This window comes from Imbroritus primus (assembly GCF_964332355.1).
GTDB classification, from domain to species: domain Bacteria; phylum Pseudomonadota; class Gammaproteobacteria; order Burkholderiales; family Burkholderiaceae; genus Imbroritus; species Imbroritus primus.
In genome coordinates, this window is the sequence record NZ_OZ201293.1 from 604,144 (window position 1) to 620,552 (window position 16,409).

16 protein-coding genes are annotated in these 16,409 nt (G+C 65.5%); 9 read left to right on the forward strand and 7 right to left on the reverse strand.

The window, feature by feature from the left end; genetic code table 11:
• Positions 1-16 precede the first annotated feature (16 nt).
• From ACQ3C8_RS02730 to ACQ3C8_RS02760, 7 genes are all read right to left on the reverse strand, one after another.
• Positions 17-1,873 (reverse strand): ShlB/FhaC/HecB family hemolysin secretion/activation protein, encoded by a 1,857-nt coding sequence (locus ACQ3C8_RS02730; RefSeq protein ID WP_428852361.1) that lies wholly within the window; start codon positions 1,871-1,873, stop codon positions 17-19.
• 428 nt (positions 1,874-2,301) lie between these two features.
• The gene (locus ACQ3C8_RS02735) at positions 2,302-2,925 is read right to left on the reverse strand and encodes a DUF2946 family protein (RefSeq protein WP_428852362.1); all 624 of its coding nucleotides are present in this window, start codon (positions 2,923-2,925) and stop codon (positions 2,302-2,304) included.
• Entirely contained in the window at positions 2,918-3,994 is a 1,077-nt protein-coding gene (locus tag ACQ3C8_RS02740) for a YheT family hydrolase (RefSeq protein WP_428852363.1), read from the reverse strand. The genes ACQ3C8_RS02735 and ACQ3C8_RS02740 overlap by 8 nt, the downstream gene beginning before the upstream one ends.
• A gap of 133 nt (positions 3,995-4,127) precedes the next feature.
• A complete protein-coding gene (locus ACQ3C8_RS02745; RefSeq protein ID WP_428852364.1) occupies positions 4,128-4,577 on the reverse strand; it encodes a YybH family protein in 450 nt (149 codons plus the stop codon).
• 31 nt (positions 4,578-4,608) lie between these two features.
• On the reverse strand, positions 4,609-5,631 hold the full coding sequence (waaF, locus tag ACQ3C8_RS02750; RefSeq protein WP_009524191.1) for a lipopolysaccharide heptosyltransferase II: 1,023 nt from the start codon (positions 5,629-5,631) through the stop codon (positions 4,609-4,611).
• Positions 5,632-5,817: 186 nt separating this feature from the next.
• Entirely contained in the window at positions 5,818-6,033 is a 216-nt protein-coding gene (locus tag ACQ3C8_RS02755; RefSeq protein WP_009524192.1) for a zinc-finger domain-containing protein, read from the reverse strand.
• A gap of 14 nt (positions 6,034-6,047) precedes the next feature.
• A complete protein-coding gene (locus ACQ3C8_RS02760) occupies positions 6,048-6,968 on the reverse strand; it encodes a branched-chain amino acid transaminase (protein ID WP_009524193.1) in 921 nt (306 codons plus the stop codon).
• Between the two features lie 354 nt (positions 6,969-7,322).
• Between ACQ3C8_RS02760 and ACQ3C8_RS02765 the strand changes: the two genes are divergently transcribed.
• From ACQ3C8_RS02765 to ACQ3C8_RS02805, 9 genes are all read left to right on the forward strand, one after another.
• Positions 7,323-8,180 carry an AzlC family ABC transporter permease gene (locus ACQ3C8_RS02765; protein WP_428853019.1) on the forward strand — a complete coding sequence of 286 codons (858 nt, stop codon included), beginning with the start codon at positions 7,323-7,325 and terminating at the stop codon, positions 8,178-8,180.
• Entirely contained in the window at positions 8,177-8,500 is a 324-nt protein-coding gene (locus ACQ3C8_RS02770) for an AzlD domain-containing protein (RefSeq protein WP_009524195.1), read from the forward strand. Before ACQ3C8_RS02765 ends, ACQ3C8_RS02770 begins: the two co-directional genes overlap by 4 nt.
• A 184-nt stretch (positions 8,501-8,684) precedes the next feature.
• Complete coding sequence (locus ACQ3C8_RS02775; RefSeq protein WP_428852365.1) at positions 8,685-9,881, forward strand: phosphoglycerate kinase; 1,197 nt, start codon at positions 8,685-8,687, stop codon at positions 9,879-9,881.
• A gap of 61 nt (positions 9,882-9,942) precedes the next feature.
• Positions 9,943-11,391, forward strand: coding sequence for a pyruvate kinase (pyk, locus tag ACQ3C8_RS02780; protein ID WP_428852366.1), 1,449 nt, complete (start codon positions 9,943-9,945; stop codon positions 11,389-11,391).
• Between the two features lie 52 nt (positions 11,392-11,443).
• Positions 11,444-12,505 (forward strand): class II fructose-bisphosphate aldolase, encoded by a 1,062-nt coding sequence (gene fba / locus ACQ3C8_RS02785; RefSeq protein WP_428852367.1) that lies wholly within the window; start codon positions 11,444-11,446, stop codon positions 12,503-12,505.
• Between the two features lie 160 nt (positions 12,506-12,665).
• Positions 12,666-13,574, forward strand: coding sequence for a phosphoribosylaminoimidazolesuccinocarboxamide synthase (locus tag ACQ3C8_RS02790; protein WP_009524199.1), 909 nt, complete (start codon positions 12,666-12,668; stop codon positions 13,572-13,574).
• 13 nt (positions 13,575-13,587) lie between these two features.
• Positions 13,588-14,094, forward strand: a complete 507-nt coding sequence (gene purE / locus ACQ3C8_RS02795; protein WP_428852368.1) for a 5-(carboxyamino)imidazole ribonucleotide mutase — start codon at positions 13,588-13,590, stop codon at positions 14,092-14,094.
• 83 nt (positions 14,095-14,177) lie between these two features.
• Positions 14,178-15,419: a 5-(carboxyamino)imidazole ribonucleotide synthase gene (locus tag ACQ3C8_RS02800; RefSeq protein WP_428852369.1), complete on the forward strand. Its 1,242-nt coding sequence runs from the start codon at positions 14,178-14,180 to the stop codon at positions 15,417-15,419.
• The gene (locus ACQ3C8_RS02805; protein ID WP_428852370.1) at positions 15,419-16,408 is read left to right on the forward strand and encodes an L-threonylcarbamoyladenylate synthase; all 990 of its coding nucleotides are present in this window, start codon (positions 15,419-15,421) and stop codon (positions 16,406-16,408) included. Before ACQ3C8_RS02800 ends, ACQ3C8_RS02805 begins: the two co-directional genes overlap by 1 nt.
• Position 16,409: the final 1 nt, after the last annotated feature.

The window sequence follows — 16,409 nt, forward strand, 5'->3', positions numbered from 1 at the left end:
GAGGACTCCTGTCGGATCAGAAACCGTAGGTCAGAGAGAGATAAGGACTCCAGCCGCGAGTGCGGAAGCCTTTCGGGTAATACAGCGGAGCAGCGATGGCGATGTCGGCCTGCCAGCCGCGCCAGCCAGCGCGCAGGCCGAGTGCGGCACCGGCCAGCCAGCGGCCGGCGAGCATGACGTCGGAACGGCCCCAGACGCGGCCTGCGTCGAGGCCGAGGTAGAGCGCGCTGTCGAAACCGTCAGGCAGGGCGCCGATGCGTACCGGCATGAGCCATTCGTTGCGGATGACATAGCCGTTCTCGGCCAGCAGGACGTTGTCGCCATCGAAACCGCGCACGGTGTAGCGGCTGCCGATGGCCATCTGGTCGATGGAGAGCGTGGTATCGCGCGTGAACTGTGCGCGCACCGTGCCGCTGTAGCGGAACGGCTGTTTACCAATGTGGAAGGGCTGCACATAGCCAGCCGAGAGCGTGACGATACGGGGGCGCAAGGTCGGCACGCCTTCCTGTGCGGGCAGATCGTCCTGCGCGTTGAACCAGGACACACCCTTGCGCATGCCGGCTTCCATATCGAGCGTGGCATCGCCGAACAACTGGCGGTAGGTGACGCCGAGTTCCGCATTGGTGGTACGGCGGCGCTGCACCAGCAGTTCCACATCGTCGAGCCAGCTTCTGGCCCGTCGTGTGCCAATGCCGGCGAATACGCCCAGCTTGGCCGATGCAGAGCGCCACACGGTCGCATGCCAGCGGAAGTCGAGATTGCTGCTCTGGCCGCTCGACAGAAAGGACACGGTGGTGCCCTGGACGTTTTGGGCGAAACGGCTGCGCGAGGCACTGACCGTAAAGGTGTGATAGCCGAACGGCAGGCTGTACGACATGCCTGCGCTCTGGCTGCGGTGGTCGCTGCGCGTACGTTCGGCATTGGTGTTGCCGGAGAGTGTAACGATGTCGTTCAGGCCGAGCGGGTTGTCGAGCGCGAGATAGGCGGCGGCCTGTGTGCGTCCCAGCGTGCTGCTGCCGGCGTTGTCGACGGTGAGGCCGCCGCGCACACGTTGCGGCAGGTCGCCGTTGCGGCGCACGATGACGACTTCGCTGGTGTCGGGTTCGGTGCCCGGCTCGATGCGCGTGCCGACGCTTTGCGAAGGCACGCGGTTCATCTGTTCCACGCCCTGTTCGAGGTCGCGTACGTTCAGCGGTTCGCCCACGTCCACGGGAAACGCATTGCGCCAGGTGCCCCATGCGACGGGCTTCGGGGTGCCATCGGCCTGCTGCTCTTCGATGCGTACGCCGGATACACGGCCCACATGCAGTTGCAGGTGCAGCACGCCATCGGCCAGATTCTGTTCGGGCAGCAGCACACGCGTGGTGGCATAGCCACGCTCGATGAATGCGCCGTCGATCGCCGAGGCAATCTGCCGCAGACCGGCCGTACCCGCGCACTGGCCGAGAAATGGCGCGGTCACTGTAGCGAGCCAGGGAAAGCGTGCGGCTGGCGAGGTGGTGTCCGGTGCGTCGTGTGGTGCGTCACTGGGTGGGCCATCAGGCGCAGCGATACGGATGTCGCGCAGCACGAAGCACGGCGTTTCTTCCGGCAGTTGCGTGCTGACGGCAACGCGTTCACCGGGCTGCAGCGTATCGCCACCCTGCGGCGCGAGTTGGCGTTGCTGTTGCCGCGTCAGGTCTTCCTGGCGGCGCAAGCCCTCTTCGGCAGCGGTACGTGGATTGCTTGAGGGCAGCGCCGGTATGGTCTGTGCAAGCGCTGGTAGTGCGACGACCAGCAACGAGCAACCGGCCCGAAGCATCATCGGCAGCGTACGAGGTGCGCCTTGCAAGCGGGGCAGGTGTGCTGTCGGTGGAACTGCTTTGTGGGCCATGCCATCCTCATCCAATGGTGCCGTCGGGTGCGTATCGCACGACGTGCAGAGGATTCGGATGCTAGAAGGCTGGGCCTGCTCTTGCCACGTTGAATAGTGAAACGAACCGAAAACTAGTGTGTCTTCGCGTTCTGCAAAATTTGTTAACTAAATTGACGAATCTTATGTCCCTGATAGATGCAATAGCGGAGAGGAATTCAGATAGATTTTTCTCTGATCAAAGCAATTCTTACGTTGCGTAGTTGCGACGCGGATTGCGAGCCTGGGATCGTTGTGACGCGTTTGGATGACGCTGTGTGAGGTAGTGTGGACGGTGCGATGCGACACGATACGGAGCGCGCCGCGAGGCATGCTGTGAAGCGACGTTAGATGAGATGGCCGTCGGCATCCGACGCATGCCGGCCCGGCGTTACGACGGCCGCTCGCGTTCAGTCGTTGGCGTGCGGATGCCGTTGCGGGCTCGTGATGAATCCGAAGCGGGATGCGACTGCGTCGGCGCGGATGCGTGCAATCGGCAGGCGCGTGCCGTCGGGCATGACGAGATCGCCGGGGCTGGCGTCCGGGTCGCCTTCATCGTACCCATCGCGCCAGGCGATGCAGGTTTCGATGGCCTGCAAGTCTGTATCGCTGAGCAGTGCAATATGCCGATGTTGTGCTGATTGCCCGGCGATGCCATCGAGTGTGCCAAACGTGCCGGCTAGCAGCAGATTGCCGTGCTCATCCAGCAGGCATGTCTCGACCTGGAGCGCATCGCCGGTCATCACCGTGACGCGGCCTGCGTGGAAGCGCGCGACCCACGGGGTGTATTCCAGTTCGACAAAAACCCGTTGCGGGCCATTCTGGAAGAACCAGCGGCCGTCGGTATCGCACTGATAGTTGCGCGCGATGAACTGCACGAGGCCGTCATGGCGGATCGGGTCGCCAGCTGCGCCTGCCTGCTGTGCGGCATCGTCGCGCATGCGCCACTGGCCGCGCCGGTCGAGTGCGAGCCAGCCGAAGCAGTTCGGTACATCGGGCCATTTGCGCATGGCCTGTTTGACGATGTCATCCATGGGCGGTCTCCGTGTCTGTCGTGCGCGCGGTAGCGATCGATGGCGTTGCGCATGCATCGAAGAAACGCAGTGCGCGCAGCGGTAGCCAGTTGGACTGGCCCAGCGGCGGAAGGTGCCCGCGCCAGCCGGCATGGCGGGCGAAGAAGCCGACGTGGCCGCCGTGCGCGGGCTGGGAGAGTGTGACGGCGGGCGAGACATCCGCGCTGCGTGGCAGGGCCGCGGCTGGCAGGAAGGGGTCGTTGCGCGCGTTCAGCACCAGCGTCGGCACGGTGATGGCGTCGAGCACGAGCTTGCCCGAGGCGCGGTGCCAGTAGTCGTCGGTATCGCGATAGCCATGCAGCGGGGCGGTGACGATATTGTCGAAGGCATACAGGTCGCGGCTCTTGAGCATGGCATCGGCATCGAACAGGCCGGGATACTGCTTGAGCTTGGCAAGCGCCTTGGTCTTGAGCGTCTGCAGGAACATGCGCGTGTAGAGCATGTTGAAACCGCGCGACAGGGCGATGCCGCCCGCCGTGAGATCGAGCGGCGCGGAGACGGAGGCGGCGGCCGTGACGAACGCGGCGTCTTCCCGGCGTTCGCCAAGAAAACGCAGCAGCGCGTTGCCGCCGAGCGAGATGCCGACGACATACAGCGGGCGGCGCGTGGCAGCGCAATGCGTCTGGTACAGGCGGCGCAGGACCCAGTCGATTTCGTCGCCATCGCCGGAATGGTAGAAGCGCGGGGCGAGATTGAGCGATCCCGAACAACCGCGAAAGTGCACCACCACGCCTTCCCACTGGCGCGCCGCCAGCGCCGCCGTGAGGCCGCGCGCATAATGGCTTGCGGAGCTGCCTTCGAGACCATGGAACAGCACCACCAGCGGGGTGTCGGTCACGCAGGCATGCGTGCTCCAGTCAAGGTCGATGAAGTCGCCATCGGGCGTGTCCCAGCGTTCGCGCCGGTAATGCACGCGCGGCGCGGGCATCAGGCGGGCAGGGATGATCGTTTGCGCATGGCCGCCGGGTAGCCACCAGGGCGCAGCGCAGGTGTCGTCGAAAGGAGGGCCGGGATCGGGAGGTGCGGTCACGGGATGGGGACTCTGCCGGCTGAGGGGCGCGATCAAAATGAAGCGATGCGGTTCTGGTTAGACCAGCAGCCGCAGGCAGGACTGCGGCACGGCACGGCCAGATAACCACGCCAGATCATATTGCTTGCGCCGCTCAATGCATCGAGTGCCGTACCGGCGTCCCGATGCCATCGGCGCTGACCAGTTGCGTTTCGCTGGCGGGGCTGCAGTGGATATGGCTGAAACGCCAGCCTTCATGGTTCTGCATCAGCACGTAGGTGGTGTGCACGTATAGGTCGGCCTCGATGGCGTCGAGGTTGAAGCGCATGGCTTCGGTGGCCTGGAACACCGAGACGCCGAGCGTGGAGGTGCTTTCGATGCCGACGGTTTCGATCCACACCGGCTGGCTTTCGAGCAGGGTGGTGAATACCGTGCGCAGGCGCTCCAGCCCGACCACGCGCTGTCCGTCCGGCAGGATGCAGCTGACCGATTCGTCGTCCAGCCAGAGCCGCAGAACGGCCTCGGCATCGCGCCGCTTCATGGCTTCGCGGAACGACTCCAGGGTGTCCTCGGCGGCTTCGAACAGGCGGGCGAAACGTGGCATGTGAATGGGCTCGAAAGATGGGCGCGTAAGGTCAGGAACGCTGCAGCAGCTTGCGCAGTTCGACAAAGATCATCTCGGGGCCGATCTGCTTCAGGCAGTTGAGGTGGCCGAGCGGGCACTCGCGCGCGAAGCACGGGCTGCACTCCAGCTGCAACCACATGATACTCGCAGCGGGCGAGAGCGGCGGGGTGTGGCGCGGATCGCTGGAGCCAAACACCGCGACCTGCGGACGGCCCAGCGCGGCGGTCACGTGCATCAGCCCGGAGTCGTTGCAGACGGCCGCCTCGGAGCGTGCCAGCAGGTCGATGGCGTCATCCAGGCTGGTTTGCCCGCAGAGGTTGCGCACGAACGGCGCGCGGTTGACGATTTCCTCGGCGATGGCCGAATCCTTTGAGGAGCCCAGGGCGATGATCTGGGTGTACGGATAGGCGCGGCGCAGCATCTGCGCCAGTTCGGCGAAGTGCTCGGCGGGCCAGCGCTTGGCACTGCCGTATTCCGCGCCGGGGCAGAAGCTGATGACGCGCGTGTGGTGGTCGATGCCGAAGCGCGTGGCGGTGTCGCCAACCTGTTGCGGCGAGGCCTTCAGCACCGGATCCGTCAGTGTCTCGGGCAGGCGTGCGCCAGGCTTGAGCCCAAGCGCGGCGTAGTGCGACACCATCGGCGGACGCGACTTGCGCGGCGGGTTGGCGTGGCGCACATTCAGCAGGCCCCAGCGCGCCTCGCCGCGATAGCCGATGCGCAGCGGAATGCCCGCCAGCCACGGAATGAGCGCCGACTTGAGCGAGTTGGGCAGGATGTAGGCGGCATCGTACTGCTCGCCCTTGAGCTGCTGCGCGAACATCATGCGCGCGCCGAGCTGCAGCTTGCCGTGCGCCAGTTCGGTCGGAAATACTTGCGTGATCTCCGGCATGCGCGCCAGCACCGGCGCGACCCATTTGGGCGCCAGGACATCGAGCTGCAGGCGCGGTTGCCGTGCTTTCAGCAGCGCGAACAGCGGCTGCGCCATCAGCGCATCGCCGATCCAGTTGGGGGCGACGATCAGGGCTTTTTTCATATCAGGGTAGCCCCATACTGAAACATGGCTCCCTCGGGAAGCAGCGACCCGCGTAGCGGTGGAGCGTAGTGGCTATTCTTCATGATGGGACCGGGCGCATGCGTGCGCCGCACTGTCGCGGATCGAATCCCGCCCCGCTGGCCCGTGGGCCGCGAGACCGGTAGAAGGAGCGGACGCGTGGCGCGCTCAGTGGTGACCCTTCAGCACCGTACCCGGCTTGAGCCGGTACACCGTGCCGCAGTACGGGCATTTGGCGTCGCCGGATGCTTCCAGCGGCAGGAACACACGCGGATGGTAGCTCCACGCCGGCGTGTTGCGGTTGGGACAATGGAGTGGAATGTCATCGGCGCCGATTTCGACGAAGGCATCGGGTCCGGCGGTTTTCTGTTGGGCTTGTGTCATGGTTCGCGTACGTGTCACACCAGGGTGAGCCAGTGGCGGTATTTCGGATTCTTGCCGGCAACGGCGGCAAAGAAGGTTTCCTGAATCTGCTTGGTGATGGGGCCGCGCGCGCCGCTGCCGATTTCGCGGTCGTCGAGCGAACGGATCGGCGTGATTTCGGCGGCGGTGCCGGAGAAGAAGGCTTCGTCCGCGCAGTACATCTCGTCGCGCGTGATGCGTTTCTCGCGCACCGGGATGCCGAGGTCGGTGGCGATCTGCAGCACCGAGTTGCGCGTGATGCCGTCCAGGCACGAGGCCAGGTCCGGCGTGTAGATGGTGCCGTCGCGTACCACGAACACATTCTCGCCCGAACCTTCGCTCACATAGCCTTCGGTGTCGAGCAGCAGGGCTTCGTCATAGCCGAGCGCAGTGGCTTCCTGGTTGGCGAGGATCGAGTTGATGTAGTAGCCCGAGGCCTTGGCGCGCACCAGCGAGACGTTGACGTGGTGGCGCGTGAACGACGAGGTCTTGACGCGGATGCCTTGCGCCAGCGCTTCCTCGCCGAGGTAGGCACCCCACGACCAGGCTGCGATGGCGGTGTGGATGGTGTTGTCGCGCGCCGAGATGCCGAGTTTTTCCGAGCCGACCCAGATCAGCGGGCGCAGGTAGCATGATTCGAGTTTGTTGGCGCGCACCACTTCGCACTGCGCAGCCATCAGCGTATCGGCGTCGTAGCCGACCTTCATCTGGAAGATCTTGGCGGAATTGAGCAGGCGGCGGGTGTGTTCCTGCAGGCGGAAGATTGCCGTGCCTTCCGGCGTCTTGTAGGCACGCACGCCCTCGAACACGGCCATGCCGTAGTGCAGCGAATGCGTGAGCACGTGCACGTTGGCGCTGCGCCAGTCAACGAGTTTGCCATCCATCCAGATACTGCCGTCGCGGTCGGCCATTGACATGCGCTTCTCCTGTTCCTGTGTGCGGGGTGCAAAGCATTGCATTATAAGCCGCCGGCACCGATTTGTGCGCCGGAAGGCGGCGCGGCGGGCGGATGCGGCGGGGCAGTGTGGACGCCATGCCGCATGTGCCGATGTGGTGTATCGGTATGCTCCTCCATACCATGATCGCGCCATGTGGCGCGGGGTGTCCCGGGTTATACTCGCGGCTTCCCTCCCTTGATGCAACCGGTCGTTTCATCCATGAATCCCCCGCGGTGGTTCGCGCTTCTGCGCATGCGGCTCCTAGCCCTGTTCCAGGCGCAGTTTCAGGGCGATCGGCCGCGGCGTGGTGTGCCGGGAACGCTCCGCGACCGGGTGTGGGTCACCTTGTGGGCCGGGCGCCCGCAGATCGAGCGGACCCATTTCCTCGAGGGTGTGCGGGCCTTCGTGCCGACCATTCCGGCGGTGTTTTCCTGGGGGCTGGTGACCGGCATCGCCATGAGCAAGTCGGTGCTCACGGTGCCGCAGGCGATCGTCATGTCGCTGTTCCTGTATGCCGGCGCGGCGCAACTGGCCATCCTGCCGCTGATGGCAGCCGGCCTGCCGATCTGGACCTCGCTGCTCACCGCCATGCTGGTCAATCTGCGCTTTATTATCACCAGTGCCGCGCTGCAGCCGCATTTCGCCTATCTGCCCTTTCTGCGCCGCACCCTGCTGGGCTCGTTCAACGGCGACATCACCTTCGTGCTGTTCATGGCGCGCTACACGGAACCGGGCTACGCGCCAGGCAAGCAGGGGTATTTCTGGGGCATTGCGGTCACTAACTTCGTGACCTGGCAGGTCGCCAGCATTCTCGGCATTCTCGTGGCGAGCGCCTTCCCGGAGTCGTGGGGTGTCGGCCTGGCCGGCACGCTGGCGCTGATCCCGGTGATGGTGTCGACCATCCGTTCACGCTCGAGCCTGCTGGCGGTCGGGGTCGCGGCGGTGCTGTCGCTGCTGCTGTTCGATCTGCCATACCGGCTCAGTCTGGTGGCGGCGGTGATCGGCGCGATTGCCATCGGCATGGCTGGCGACGAACTGGCCGACCGCGCCACGCTGCGGGCGATCCATCGGCATGCGCATGACGGGGATGATGACGGCGCAGCAGATGGCAACGCCGGGAGGGCGGGCAGCGCGTATCACGCGGATAACACGCATCGCGGATCCGGCAATGGTCGTGAGGAGCGGTCATGAGCGCGCTGGAAATCTGGATCCTGATCGCGCTGCTGACGGTGATGACCATCCTCACGCGCGCCATGTTTGTGATGTTTGGGTCGCACGTGGCGCTGCCGGACCGCCTGCAGCGCGCTTTGCGGTACGCGCCCGGCGCCGCGCTGGTCGCCATCATCATGCCGGATCTGGCGACGTGGCAGGGGCATCTGGTCCTGGGACTCGACAACTACCGCCTGATTGCCGGCGTGGCGGCGATTGCCTTCTATGCCGCCACGCGCCGCATGCTGGCGACCATTGCGCTGGGCATGGCCATCTACACGGCGTTGCGGCTGCTGGCCTAGGATGATTCCGCTCCACTCGGGCGGCGCTGAACCTACCCCCAGGAGTAGGCCGACGGTGTGTCAATAGCGTAGTCCCGCCCGTACTCATCCGTCGGGGCGGTTTGCAAGGCGATTTTCCGTGGAATGCGGGGCGGGATCGGGTAAAATGGCCGTTTCCCAAGAATGCACCGTCCCGGTTTTCCCCATGACCTCCGTTCTGCGACTTTCCGATCTCATTTCCCAAGGCAAACTCTCTGGCAAGCGTGTATTCATCCGCGCCGATCTGAACGTTCCGCAAGACGATAGCGGCAAGATCACCGAAGATACGCGCGTACGTGCCTCGGTGCCGGCGATTCGCCAGTGCCTCGATGCCGGCGCCGCCGTTATGGTCACGTCGCACCTGGGCCGCCCGACCGAGGGCGAATTCAAGCCGGAAGACACGCTCGCCCCGGTGGCGCAGCGCCTGTCGGAACTGCTCGGCCGCGAGGTCAAGCTGGTGGCGAACTGGGTCGACGGCGTGGATGTTGCCCCCGGCCAGGTCGTGCTGCTCGAGAATTGCCGCGTCAACAAGGGCGAGAAGAAAAACGACGACGCGCTGGCGCAGAAGATGGCCAAGCTGTGCGACGTCTATGTCAACGATGCCTTCGGCACCGCCCACCGTGCGGAAGCCACCACCCACGGCATCGCCAAGTTTGCCCCGGTCGCCTGCGCCGGCCCGCTGCTGGCGGCCGAGATCGATGCGCTGGGCAAGGCGCTGGGCCAGCCGGCGCGGCCGCTGGTGGCCATCGTCGCCGGCTCCAAGGTTTCCTCCAAGCTCACCATCCTCAAGGCGCTGGCCGACAAGGTCGACAACCTGATTGTCGGCGGCGGCATCGCCAATACCTTCATGGTCGCGGCTGGCCTGAACATCGGCAAGTCGCTGGTCGAGGCCGACCTGGTGGCCGAAGCACGCGCCATCATGGACATCATGGCGGCCCGCGGCGCCTCGGTGCCGATCCCGACCGACGTGGTATGCGCCAAGGAATTCAGCGCCACGGCCACGGCCACCGTCAAGGACGTCAAGGACATCGCCGACGACGACATGATCCTCGACATCGGCCCGCAAACCGCGCAGCGCCTGGCCGAACAGCTCAAGTCGGCCGGTACCATCGTGTGGAACGGCCCGGTCGGCGTGTTCGAGTTCGAGCAGTTCGGCCACGGCACGCGTGTGCTGGCCGAGGCCATCGCCGCTTCGCCGGCCTTCTCCATTGCCGGCGGCGGCGACACGCTCGCGGCCATCGCCAAGTACAACATCGCAGACCGCGTCGGCTATATCTCCACCGGCGGCGGCGCCTTCCTGGAATTCCTCGAGGGCAAGACACTGCCGGCCCTGGCCGTGCTGGAACAGCGCGCGGCAGCGTGACAGGCGTGGTGTTTCGCTGACCCGGTTTCATTGACGTTTCATTGATCCCACAGGATTGCCCATGAGCAGCCGTGCCACCAAGATCGTTGCGACCCTCGGCCCGTCGTCGAGTACGCAGGACGTCCTGACCCGGATGATCGAAGCCGGGGTGGATGTGGTCCGGCTCAACTTCTCGCACGGCAGCGCCGATGACCATCTGGCACGGGCGCGCCTGGTGCGCGAGGTGGCGCAGCAGTGCGGGCGGGAAGTGGCGATCATGGCCGACCTGCAGGGTCCGAAGATCCGCATCGGCAAGTTCGCCAACGGCAAGATCGAATTGCAGGCGGGCGACGCCTTCGTGCTCGACAGCACCTGCCAGGTGGGCGACGAGACGCGCGTCGGCCTGGATTACAAGGAGTTGCCGCGCGATGTCGGTCCCGGCGACGTGCTGCTGCTCAACGACGGGCTGATCGTGCTTGGCGTGGCGCGCGTGGTGGGGCACGAGATCCACACCACCGTGATCGTCGGCGGCGAGTTGTCGAACAACAAGGGCATCAACCGCCAGGGCGGCGGCCTGTCCGCGCCGGCGCTGACGGCCAAGGACATGGAAGACATGAAGACCGCCATGGCGCTCGGCGCCGACTATCTGGCGGTGAGTTTTCCGAAGAGCGCGACCGATATGGAACTGGCGCGCCAGCTGGCCACCGTGGCGGGCGAGCTGCATGCCCACAAGACCAAGCTGATCGCCAAGATCGAGCGGGCCGAGGCCATCCAGCCGGGCGTGCTCGAGAGCATCCTGGCGGCCTCCGACGGCATCATGGTGGCGCGCGGCGACCTGGCGGTCGAAGTCGGCAATGCCGCCGTGCCGGCGCTGCAGAAACGCATGATCAAGCTGGCCCGCGAGGCCAACAAGCTCACTATCACGGCCACGCAGATGATGGAGAGCATGATCGTCAATCCGATTCCCACGCGCGCCGAGGTGTCGGACGTGGCCAATGCCGTGCTCGACGGGACTGACGCCGTGATGCTGTCCGCCGAGACGGCGGCAGGTCGTTACCCCGTGGAAACGGTGCGCGCCATGGCGGCCATCTGCCTGGAAGCGGAAAAATCCGAGGATGTGCGGCTCGATGCCGATTTCCTCAACCAGAAATTCTCGCGCATCGACCAGTCGATCGCGATGGGTGCGTTGTTCACCGCCTATCATTTACAGGTAAAGGCCATCGCCGCGCTGACCGATTCCGGCGCCACGGCCCTGTGGATGAGCCGGCATTCGATCCACGTGCCGATCTACGCCATGACGCCCAACGTGGCCACGCAGCGCAAGATGGCGCTGTACCGCAACGTGCGTCCGCTGGCGATGGAAACGAGTACCGACCGCGATACCGCGCTGGAGCAGGCCGAAGCGCTGTTGCTCAGCGAGGGCGTGGTCCAGCCCGGCGATTTCATCGCGCTCACGATTGGTGAGCCGATGGGCCAGCCGGGCGGCACCAATACCCTGAAAATCGTGCGGGTCGGCACGCATGCGGCTTGAGATGCAAGCCGCTGCGCCGTCCGCCAGACTTATCTTGACTTAAGGAGTTGTCATGCTTGTTTCAATGCGCCAGCTACTCGATCACGCCGCCGAGAACGGTTATGGCATTCCCGCGTTCAACGTCAACAACCTTGAGCAGGTGCAGGCCATCATGCAGGCCGCCGACGAGGTCAACGCCCCGGTGATCATGCAGGCCTCGGCCGGCGCCCGCAAATATGCCGGCGAACACTTCCTCAAGCACCTGATCCAGGCTGCCGTCGAGGCCTATCCGCACATTCCGGTGGTGATGCACCAGGACCACGGCCAGTCGCCGGCAATCTGCCAGGGTGCCATCGACCTTGGCTTTTCGTCGGTGATGATGGACGGCTCGCTGCTTGAAGACGGCAAGACCCCGTCGGAATACGCCTACAACGTCGAAACCACCCGCAAGGTCGTGGAACTGGCGCATGCCGTGGGCGTGACGGTGGAAGGCGAACTGGGCTGCCTGGGCTCGCTGGAAACCGGCGAAGCCGGTGAGGAAGACGGCATCGGTGCAGCCGGCAAGCTCGATCACTCGATGCTGCTGACCGATCCGGAGCAGGCGGCGGATTTCGTCAAGCAGACCCAGCTCGATGCCCTGGCCATCGCTATCGGCACCTCGCACGGCGCCTACAAGTTCAGCCGCAAGCCCACGGGCGACATCCTGTCGATCGAGCGCGTCAAGGAAATCCATCGCCGCATCCCGACCACCCATCTGGTGATGCACGGCTCGTCGTCGGTGCCGCAGGAACTGCTGGCCGAGATCCGTCAGTTTGGCGGCGACATGAAAGAAACCTACGGCGTGCCGGTGGAAGAAATCCAGGAAGCCATCAAGCACGGCGTACGCAAGATCAACATCGACACCGACATCCGCCTGGCAATGACGGGCGCGATCCGCAAGTTCTTTGTCGAAAACCCGAGCAAGTTCGACCCGCGCGAATACCTCAAGCCGGCCCGCGAAGCCGCCAAGCAGGTGTGCAAGGCGCGCTACGTGTCGTTCGGTTGCGAAGGCCAGGCGAGCAAGATCAAGGGCATCCCGCTCGACGAGATCGCCGCCATGTACAAGGCCGGCAAGTTGACGCACGTGGTCAACTGAGGCGGCCGACTGAGGTGAGTAACCGAAGTCATCAAATCAACCCCGGCATCCGTGCCGGAACCTGACGGCAGGCAGGCCCGGTAGCCCGTTTGCCGTATCCTGAGCAACCATTGTCCCCGCCGCGGCGGGGACAACCCATTTCTGTCTGAGCGGAATCGATATGTCCCAAGCGCTTCATCAGTCCTCCATCACCTCTCTGCCGCTGCTGGGGCATGGCAAGGTGCGCGACAACTATGCGGTCGGCGAAGACCGGCTGCTGATCGTCACCACCGACCGCCTGTCGGCCTTCGACGTGATCCTCGGGCAGCCGATTCCGAACAAGGGCAAGGTGCTCAACCAGATGGCCAGCTTCTGGTTCAAGCGGCTCGCGCACATCGTGCCGAACCACGAGACCGGCATTGCGCCCGAAAGCGTGGTGACCCCGGCCGAAGCGCCGCAAGTCGCGGGCCGCGCGGTGGTGGTCAAGCGCCTCAAGCCGATTCTCGTGGAAGCGGTGGTGCGCGGCTACCTGGCCGGTAGCGGCTGGAAGGATTACCAGGCCACTGGCGCAGTGTGCGGCGTGCAACTGCCCGCCGGTCTGCAGAACGCGCAGAAGCTGCCGCAGCCGATCTTCACCCCGGCTGCCAAGGCCGAATTCGGCCAGCACGACGAGAACATCACCTTCGACGAAATGTCGAAGCGCATCGGCGCGGAACTGGCCGAACAGATCCGCACGATCAGCCTGCGCCTCTACACCGAGGCCGCCGAATACGCGGCCACGCGCGGCATCATCATCGCCGACACCAAGTTCGAATTCGGCCTCGATCAGGACGGCACGCTGACGCTGATGGACGAAGTGCTGACCGCCGATTCGTCGCGCTTCTGGCCGGCCGACTCGTATGCCGTCGGTACCAACCCGCCGTCGTTCGACAAGCAGTTCGTGCGCGACTGGCTCGAAGCCGTGCGCATTGACGGCAAGCCGTGGCCGAAGACGCCGCCCGCGCCGGAACTGCCGGTCGACATCATCGAAAAGACCGCAGCCAAGTACCGTGAGGCACTCACGCGCCTGACGGGCCAGGACCTGCACTGAGAGGACCGAGACGATGCAAGCGAAAGGCGAGAACGCAGCACCGCTGGTCGGCGTGGTCATGGGCAGCAGTTCCGACTGGGACGTGATGCAGCATGCCGTGGCGATGCTGAAGGAATTCGGCGTGCCGTACGAGGCGCAGGTCGTGTCCGCGCACCGCATGCCGGATGACATGTACCGCTATGCCGAAACGGCGCGCGAGCGCGGCCTGCGCGCCATCGTCGCGGGCGCGGGCGGGGCGGCGCACCTGCCGGGCATGCTCGCCGCCAAGACCATCGTGCCCGTGTTTGGCGTGCCGGTGCCGTCGAAGTATCTGCGCGGCGAAGACTCGCTGCTGTCTATCGTACAGATGCCCAAGGGCGTGCCGGTGGCCACCTTCGCCATTGGTGAGGCAGGCGCCGCCAACGCCGCGCTGCACGCCATCGCCACGCTGGCCACCACCGATGCCGCGCTGGCGCAGGCGCTCGAAGCCTTCCGCGCCAAGCAGACCGATGTGGCGCGCAATATGCAGCTGCCTGCCTGAACCGAAGAACGCAACGATGCTGCTGCCTGCAACACGACTCAGCGCTGTGTTGCAGTGACGGTAGCAGCCACCCGGAATCCCCTATGCCGACCGACCTCCATCCCCATCTGGCCGAAGCCCATACGCCCGAGTCGCGCGCCGAGTTTGGCCCCGACACTGCCGGCCCCATCCTCCCGGGCGCATGGCTGGGCATGCTGGGGGGCGGTCAGCTCGGCCGCATGTTCACGCATGCCGCCCAGGCCATGGGCTACAAGGTGTGCGTGCTCGATCCGGACCAGGACAGCCCGGCCGGCACGGTGGCTGATCGCCACCTGTGTGCCGGCTATACCGACGATGCGGCGCTGGTCGCCATGGCGCAGCAGTGCGCCGCCGTGACCACGGAATTCGAGAACGTGCCGGCACAGGCGCTCGACCGGCTCGAGCAGCTCGGTGCCTTCGTCGCGCCGCGCGCCAACTGCGTGTCGATTGCGCAGAACCGCATCGCTGAAAAGAAATTCTTCGCCGCGTGCGCACCGAAGACCGGTGTGTCGCCCGCCCCGCACTGGGTGATCGAGCACCAGGCGGACATCGACCAGTTGCCCGCGAACCTGCTGCCGGGGATCCTCAAGACTGCCCGCATGGGCTACGACGGCAAGGGTCAGGCGCGCGTGACCACGCGCGAGGAACTGGCCACGGCATGGAAGGCCATGCAACATGTGCCGTGTGTGCTCGAGCAGATGCTGCCGCTGGCCTACGAGGTTTCCGTGCTGGCCGCGCGCGCTGCCGACGGCAGTACGGCGACGTGGCCGCTGGCCGAGAACGTGCACCGTGACGGCATCCTGTTCAGCACCGTCATGCCCTCGAGCAGCGTGTCGCCAGACGTTGCCGACAAGGCGCGCGCGGCCGCAGCGATTGTCACCGGCGAAATGCAGTATGTTGGCGTGCTGGCCGTCGAATTCTTCGTGCTCAAGGATGGCACGCTGGTCGCCAACGAAATGGCCCCGCGTCCGCACAATTCCGGACACATCACCATGGATGCCTGCGAGACCAGCCAGTTCGAGCAGCAGGTGCGCGCCACGGCCCGTTTGCCGCTTGGCAGCACGCGCCAGCATTCGGCCGGCAAGATGCTGAACGTGCTCGGCGACGTGTGGTACGAATTTGGTCTCGAGCGCGATCCGGCCTGGGACAAGGTGGTGGCCCACGCCGGCGCCAAGCTGCATCTGTATGGCAAGGCCGATGCGCGGCCGGGCCGCAAGATGGGACATGTGAACTGCGTAGGCGCATCGCCCGATGAGGCGGCCGCCGCCTTCGAGCATGCTGCCGTGACCTTGGGGATCACACTCTGATGTCTGGCACGATGCCTTCCGCGCAGCAGCTCGCCGAGGCGGCTGCGCTGCTCGAAGCCGGACAGATCGTGGCCTTCCCCACCGAAACCGTGTATGGCCTCGGCGCCGATGCCGAGAACCCGGAAGCCATCGCCCGTATCTATGCTGCCAAGGGCCGGCCTTCCAGTCATCCGGTCATCGTCCATGTGGTGGATGGCGCGGATTTGTCGTACTGGGCATCGGAGGTGCCGGCGGAAGCAGAACGCCTGATTGCCGCCTTCTGGCCCGGCCCGCTGACGCTGATCCTCAAGCGTGCCGCGCATGTCCCGGCGGCCGTGGCAGGCGGACAGGATACCGTCGGCCTGCGTTGTCCTTCGCATCCTGTCGCACAGGCGCTGCTGTCGCGCTTCCGGCGCGGCCGTGGCGGGATTGCCGCACCCTCGGCCAACAAGTTCGGACAGGTCAGCCCGACCACCGCGCAGCATGTGCGCGACGAGTTCGGCGAAGGCGTATTCGTGCTGGAAGGCGATGGTGTGGACGTGGGAATCGAATCGACCATCGTCGACCTGTCGCGCCTCGATCAGGGTGTCGGCCCGGTGCTGCTGCGCCCGGGCGCGATCACGCGCGAGATGCTGGCCAAGGTGCTCGGCGTCATGCCCGCGCTGCCGGATGCTGCCGCGCCACGCGTGTCAGGCTCGCTGAAGGCCCACTACGCGCCACACACCCCGCTTGCGATGCTGGACGCGGCCGGTCTGGCGACGCAGCTCGCCACGCTCAATGCACAGGCCCGCGTGGCCTGGCTCGGCTGGACCGAGGTCAAGGATCCGCGCGTCACGCACGTGGCGGCGCCGGCCTCCGCCGAAGCCTACGCGCATGCGCTGTATCGCACGCTGCGCCGCCTCGACCGGGAGCACTACCAGTATCTCTTCGTCGAAGCCGTGCCCGCAGACGGCGCGTGGGACGGCGTACGCGATCGCCTGCAGCGCGCCGCCGCAGCCTTCAACGGCTGAG

Coding starts and splice junctions, on each gene's coding strand:
- ACQ3C8_RS02730 (WP_428852361.1), bottom strand. CDS start 1,873: ATGGCCCACAAAGCAGTTCCACCGACAGCACACCTGCCCCGCTTGCAA.
- ACQ3C8_RS02735 (WP_428852362.1), bottom strand. CDS start 2,925: ATGGATGACATCGTCAAACAGGCCATGCGCAAATGGCCCGATGTACCG.
- ACQ3C8_RS02745 (WP_428852364.1), bottom strand. CDS start 4,577: ATGCCACGTTTCGCCCGCCTGTTCGAAGCCGCCGAGGACACCCTGGAG.
- waaF (WP_009524191.1), bottom strand. CDS start 5,631: ATGAAAAAAGCCCTGATCGTCGCCCCCAACTGGATCGGCGATGCGCTG.
- ACQ3C8_RS02755 (WP_009524192.1), bottom strand. CDS start 6,033: ATGACACAAGCCCAACAGAAAACCGCCGGACCCGATGCCTTCGTCGAA.
- ACQ3C8_RS02760 (WP_009524193.1), bottom strand. CDS start 6,968: ATGTCAATGGCCGACCGCGACGGCAGTATCTGGATGGATGGCAAACTC.
- ACQ3C8_RS02770 (WP_009524195.1), top strand. CDS start 8,177: ATGAGCGCGCTGGAAATCTGGATCCTGATCGCGCTGCTGACGGTGATG.
- ACQ3C8_RS02775 (WP_428852365.1), top strand. CDS start 8,685: ATGACCTCCGTTCTGCGACTTTCCGATCTCATTTCCCAAGGCAAACTC.
- pyk (WP_428852366.1), top strand. CDS start 9,943: ATGAGCAGCCGTGCCACCAAGATCGTTGCGACCCTCGGCCCGTCGTCG.
- fba (WP_428852367.1), top strand. CDS start 11,444: ATGCTTGTTTCAATGCGCCAGCTACTCGATCACGCCGCCGAGAACGGT.
- ACQ3C8_RS02790 (WP_009524199.1), top strand. CDS start 12,666: ATGTCCCAAGCGCTTCATCAGTCCTCCATCACCTCTCTGCCGCTGCTG.
- purE (WP_428852368.1), top strand. CDS start 13,588: ATGCAAGCGAAAGGCGAGAACGCAGCACCGCTGGTCGGCGTGGTCATG.
- ACQ3C8_RS02800 (WP_428852369.1), top strand. CDS start 14,178: ATGCCGACCGACCTCCATCCCCATCTGGCCGAAGCCCATACGCCCGAG.
- ACQ3C8_RS02805 (WP_428852370.1), top strand. CDS start 15,419: ATGTCTGGCACGATGCCTTCCGCGCAGCAGCTCGCCGAGGCGGCTGCG.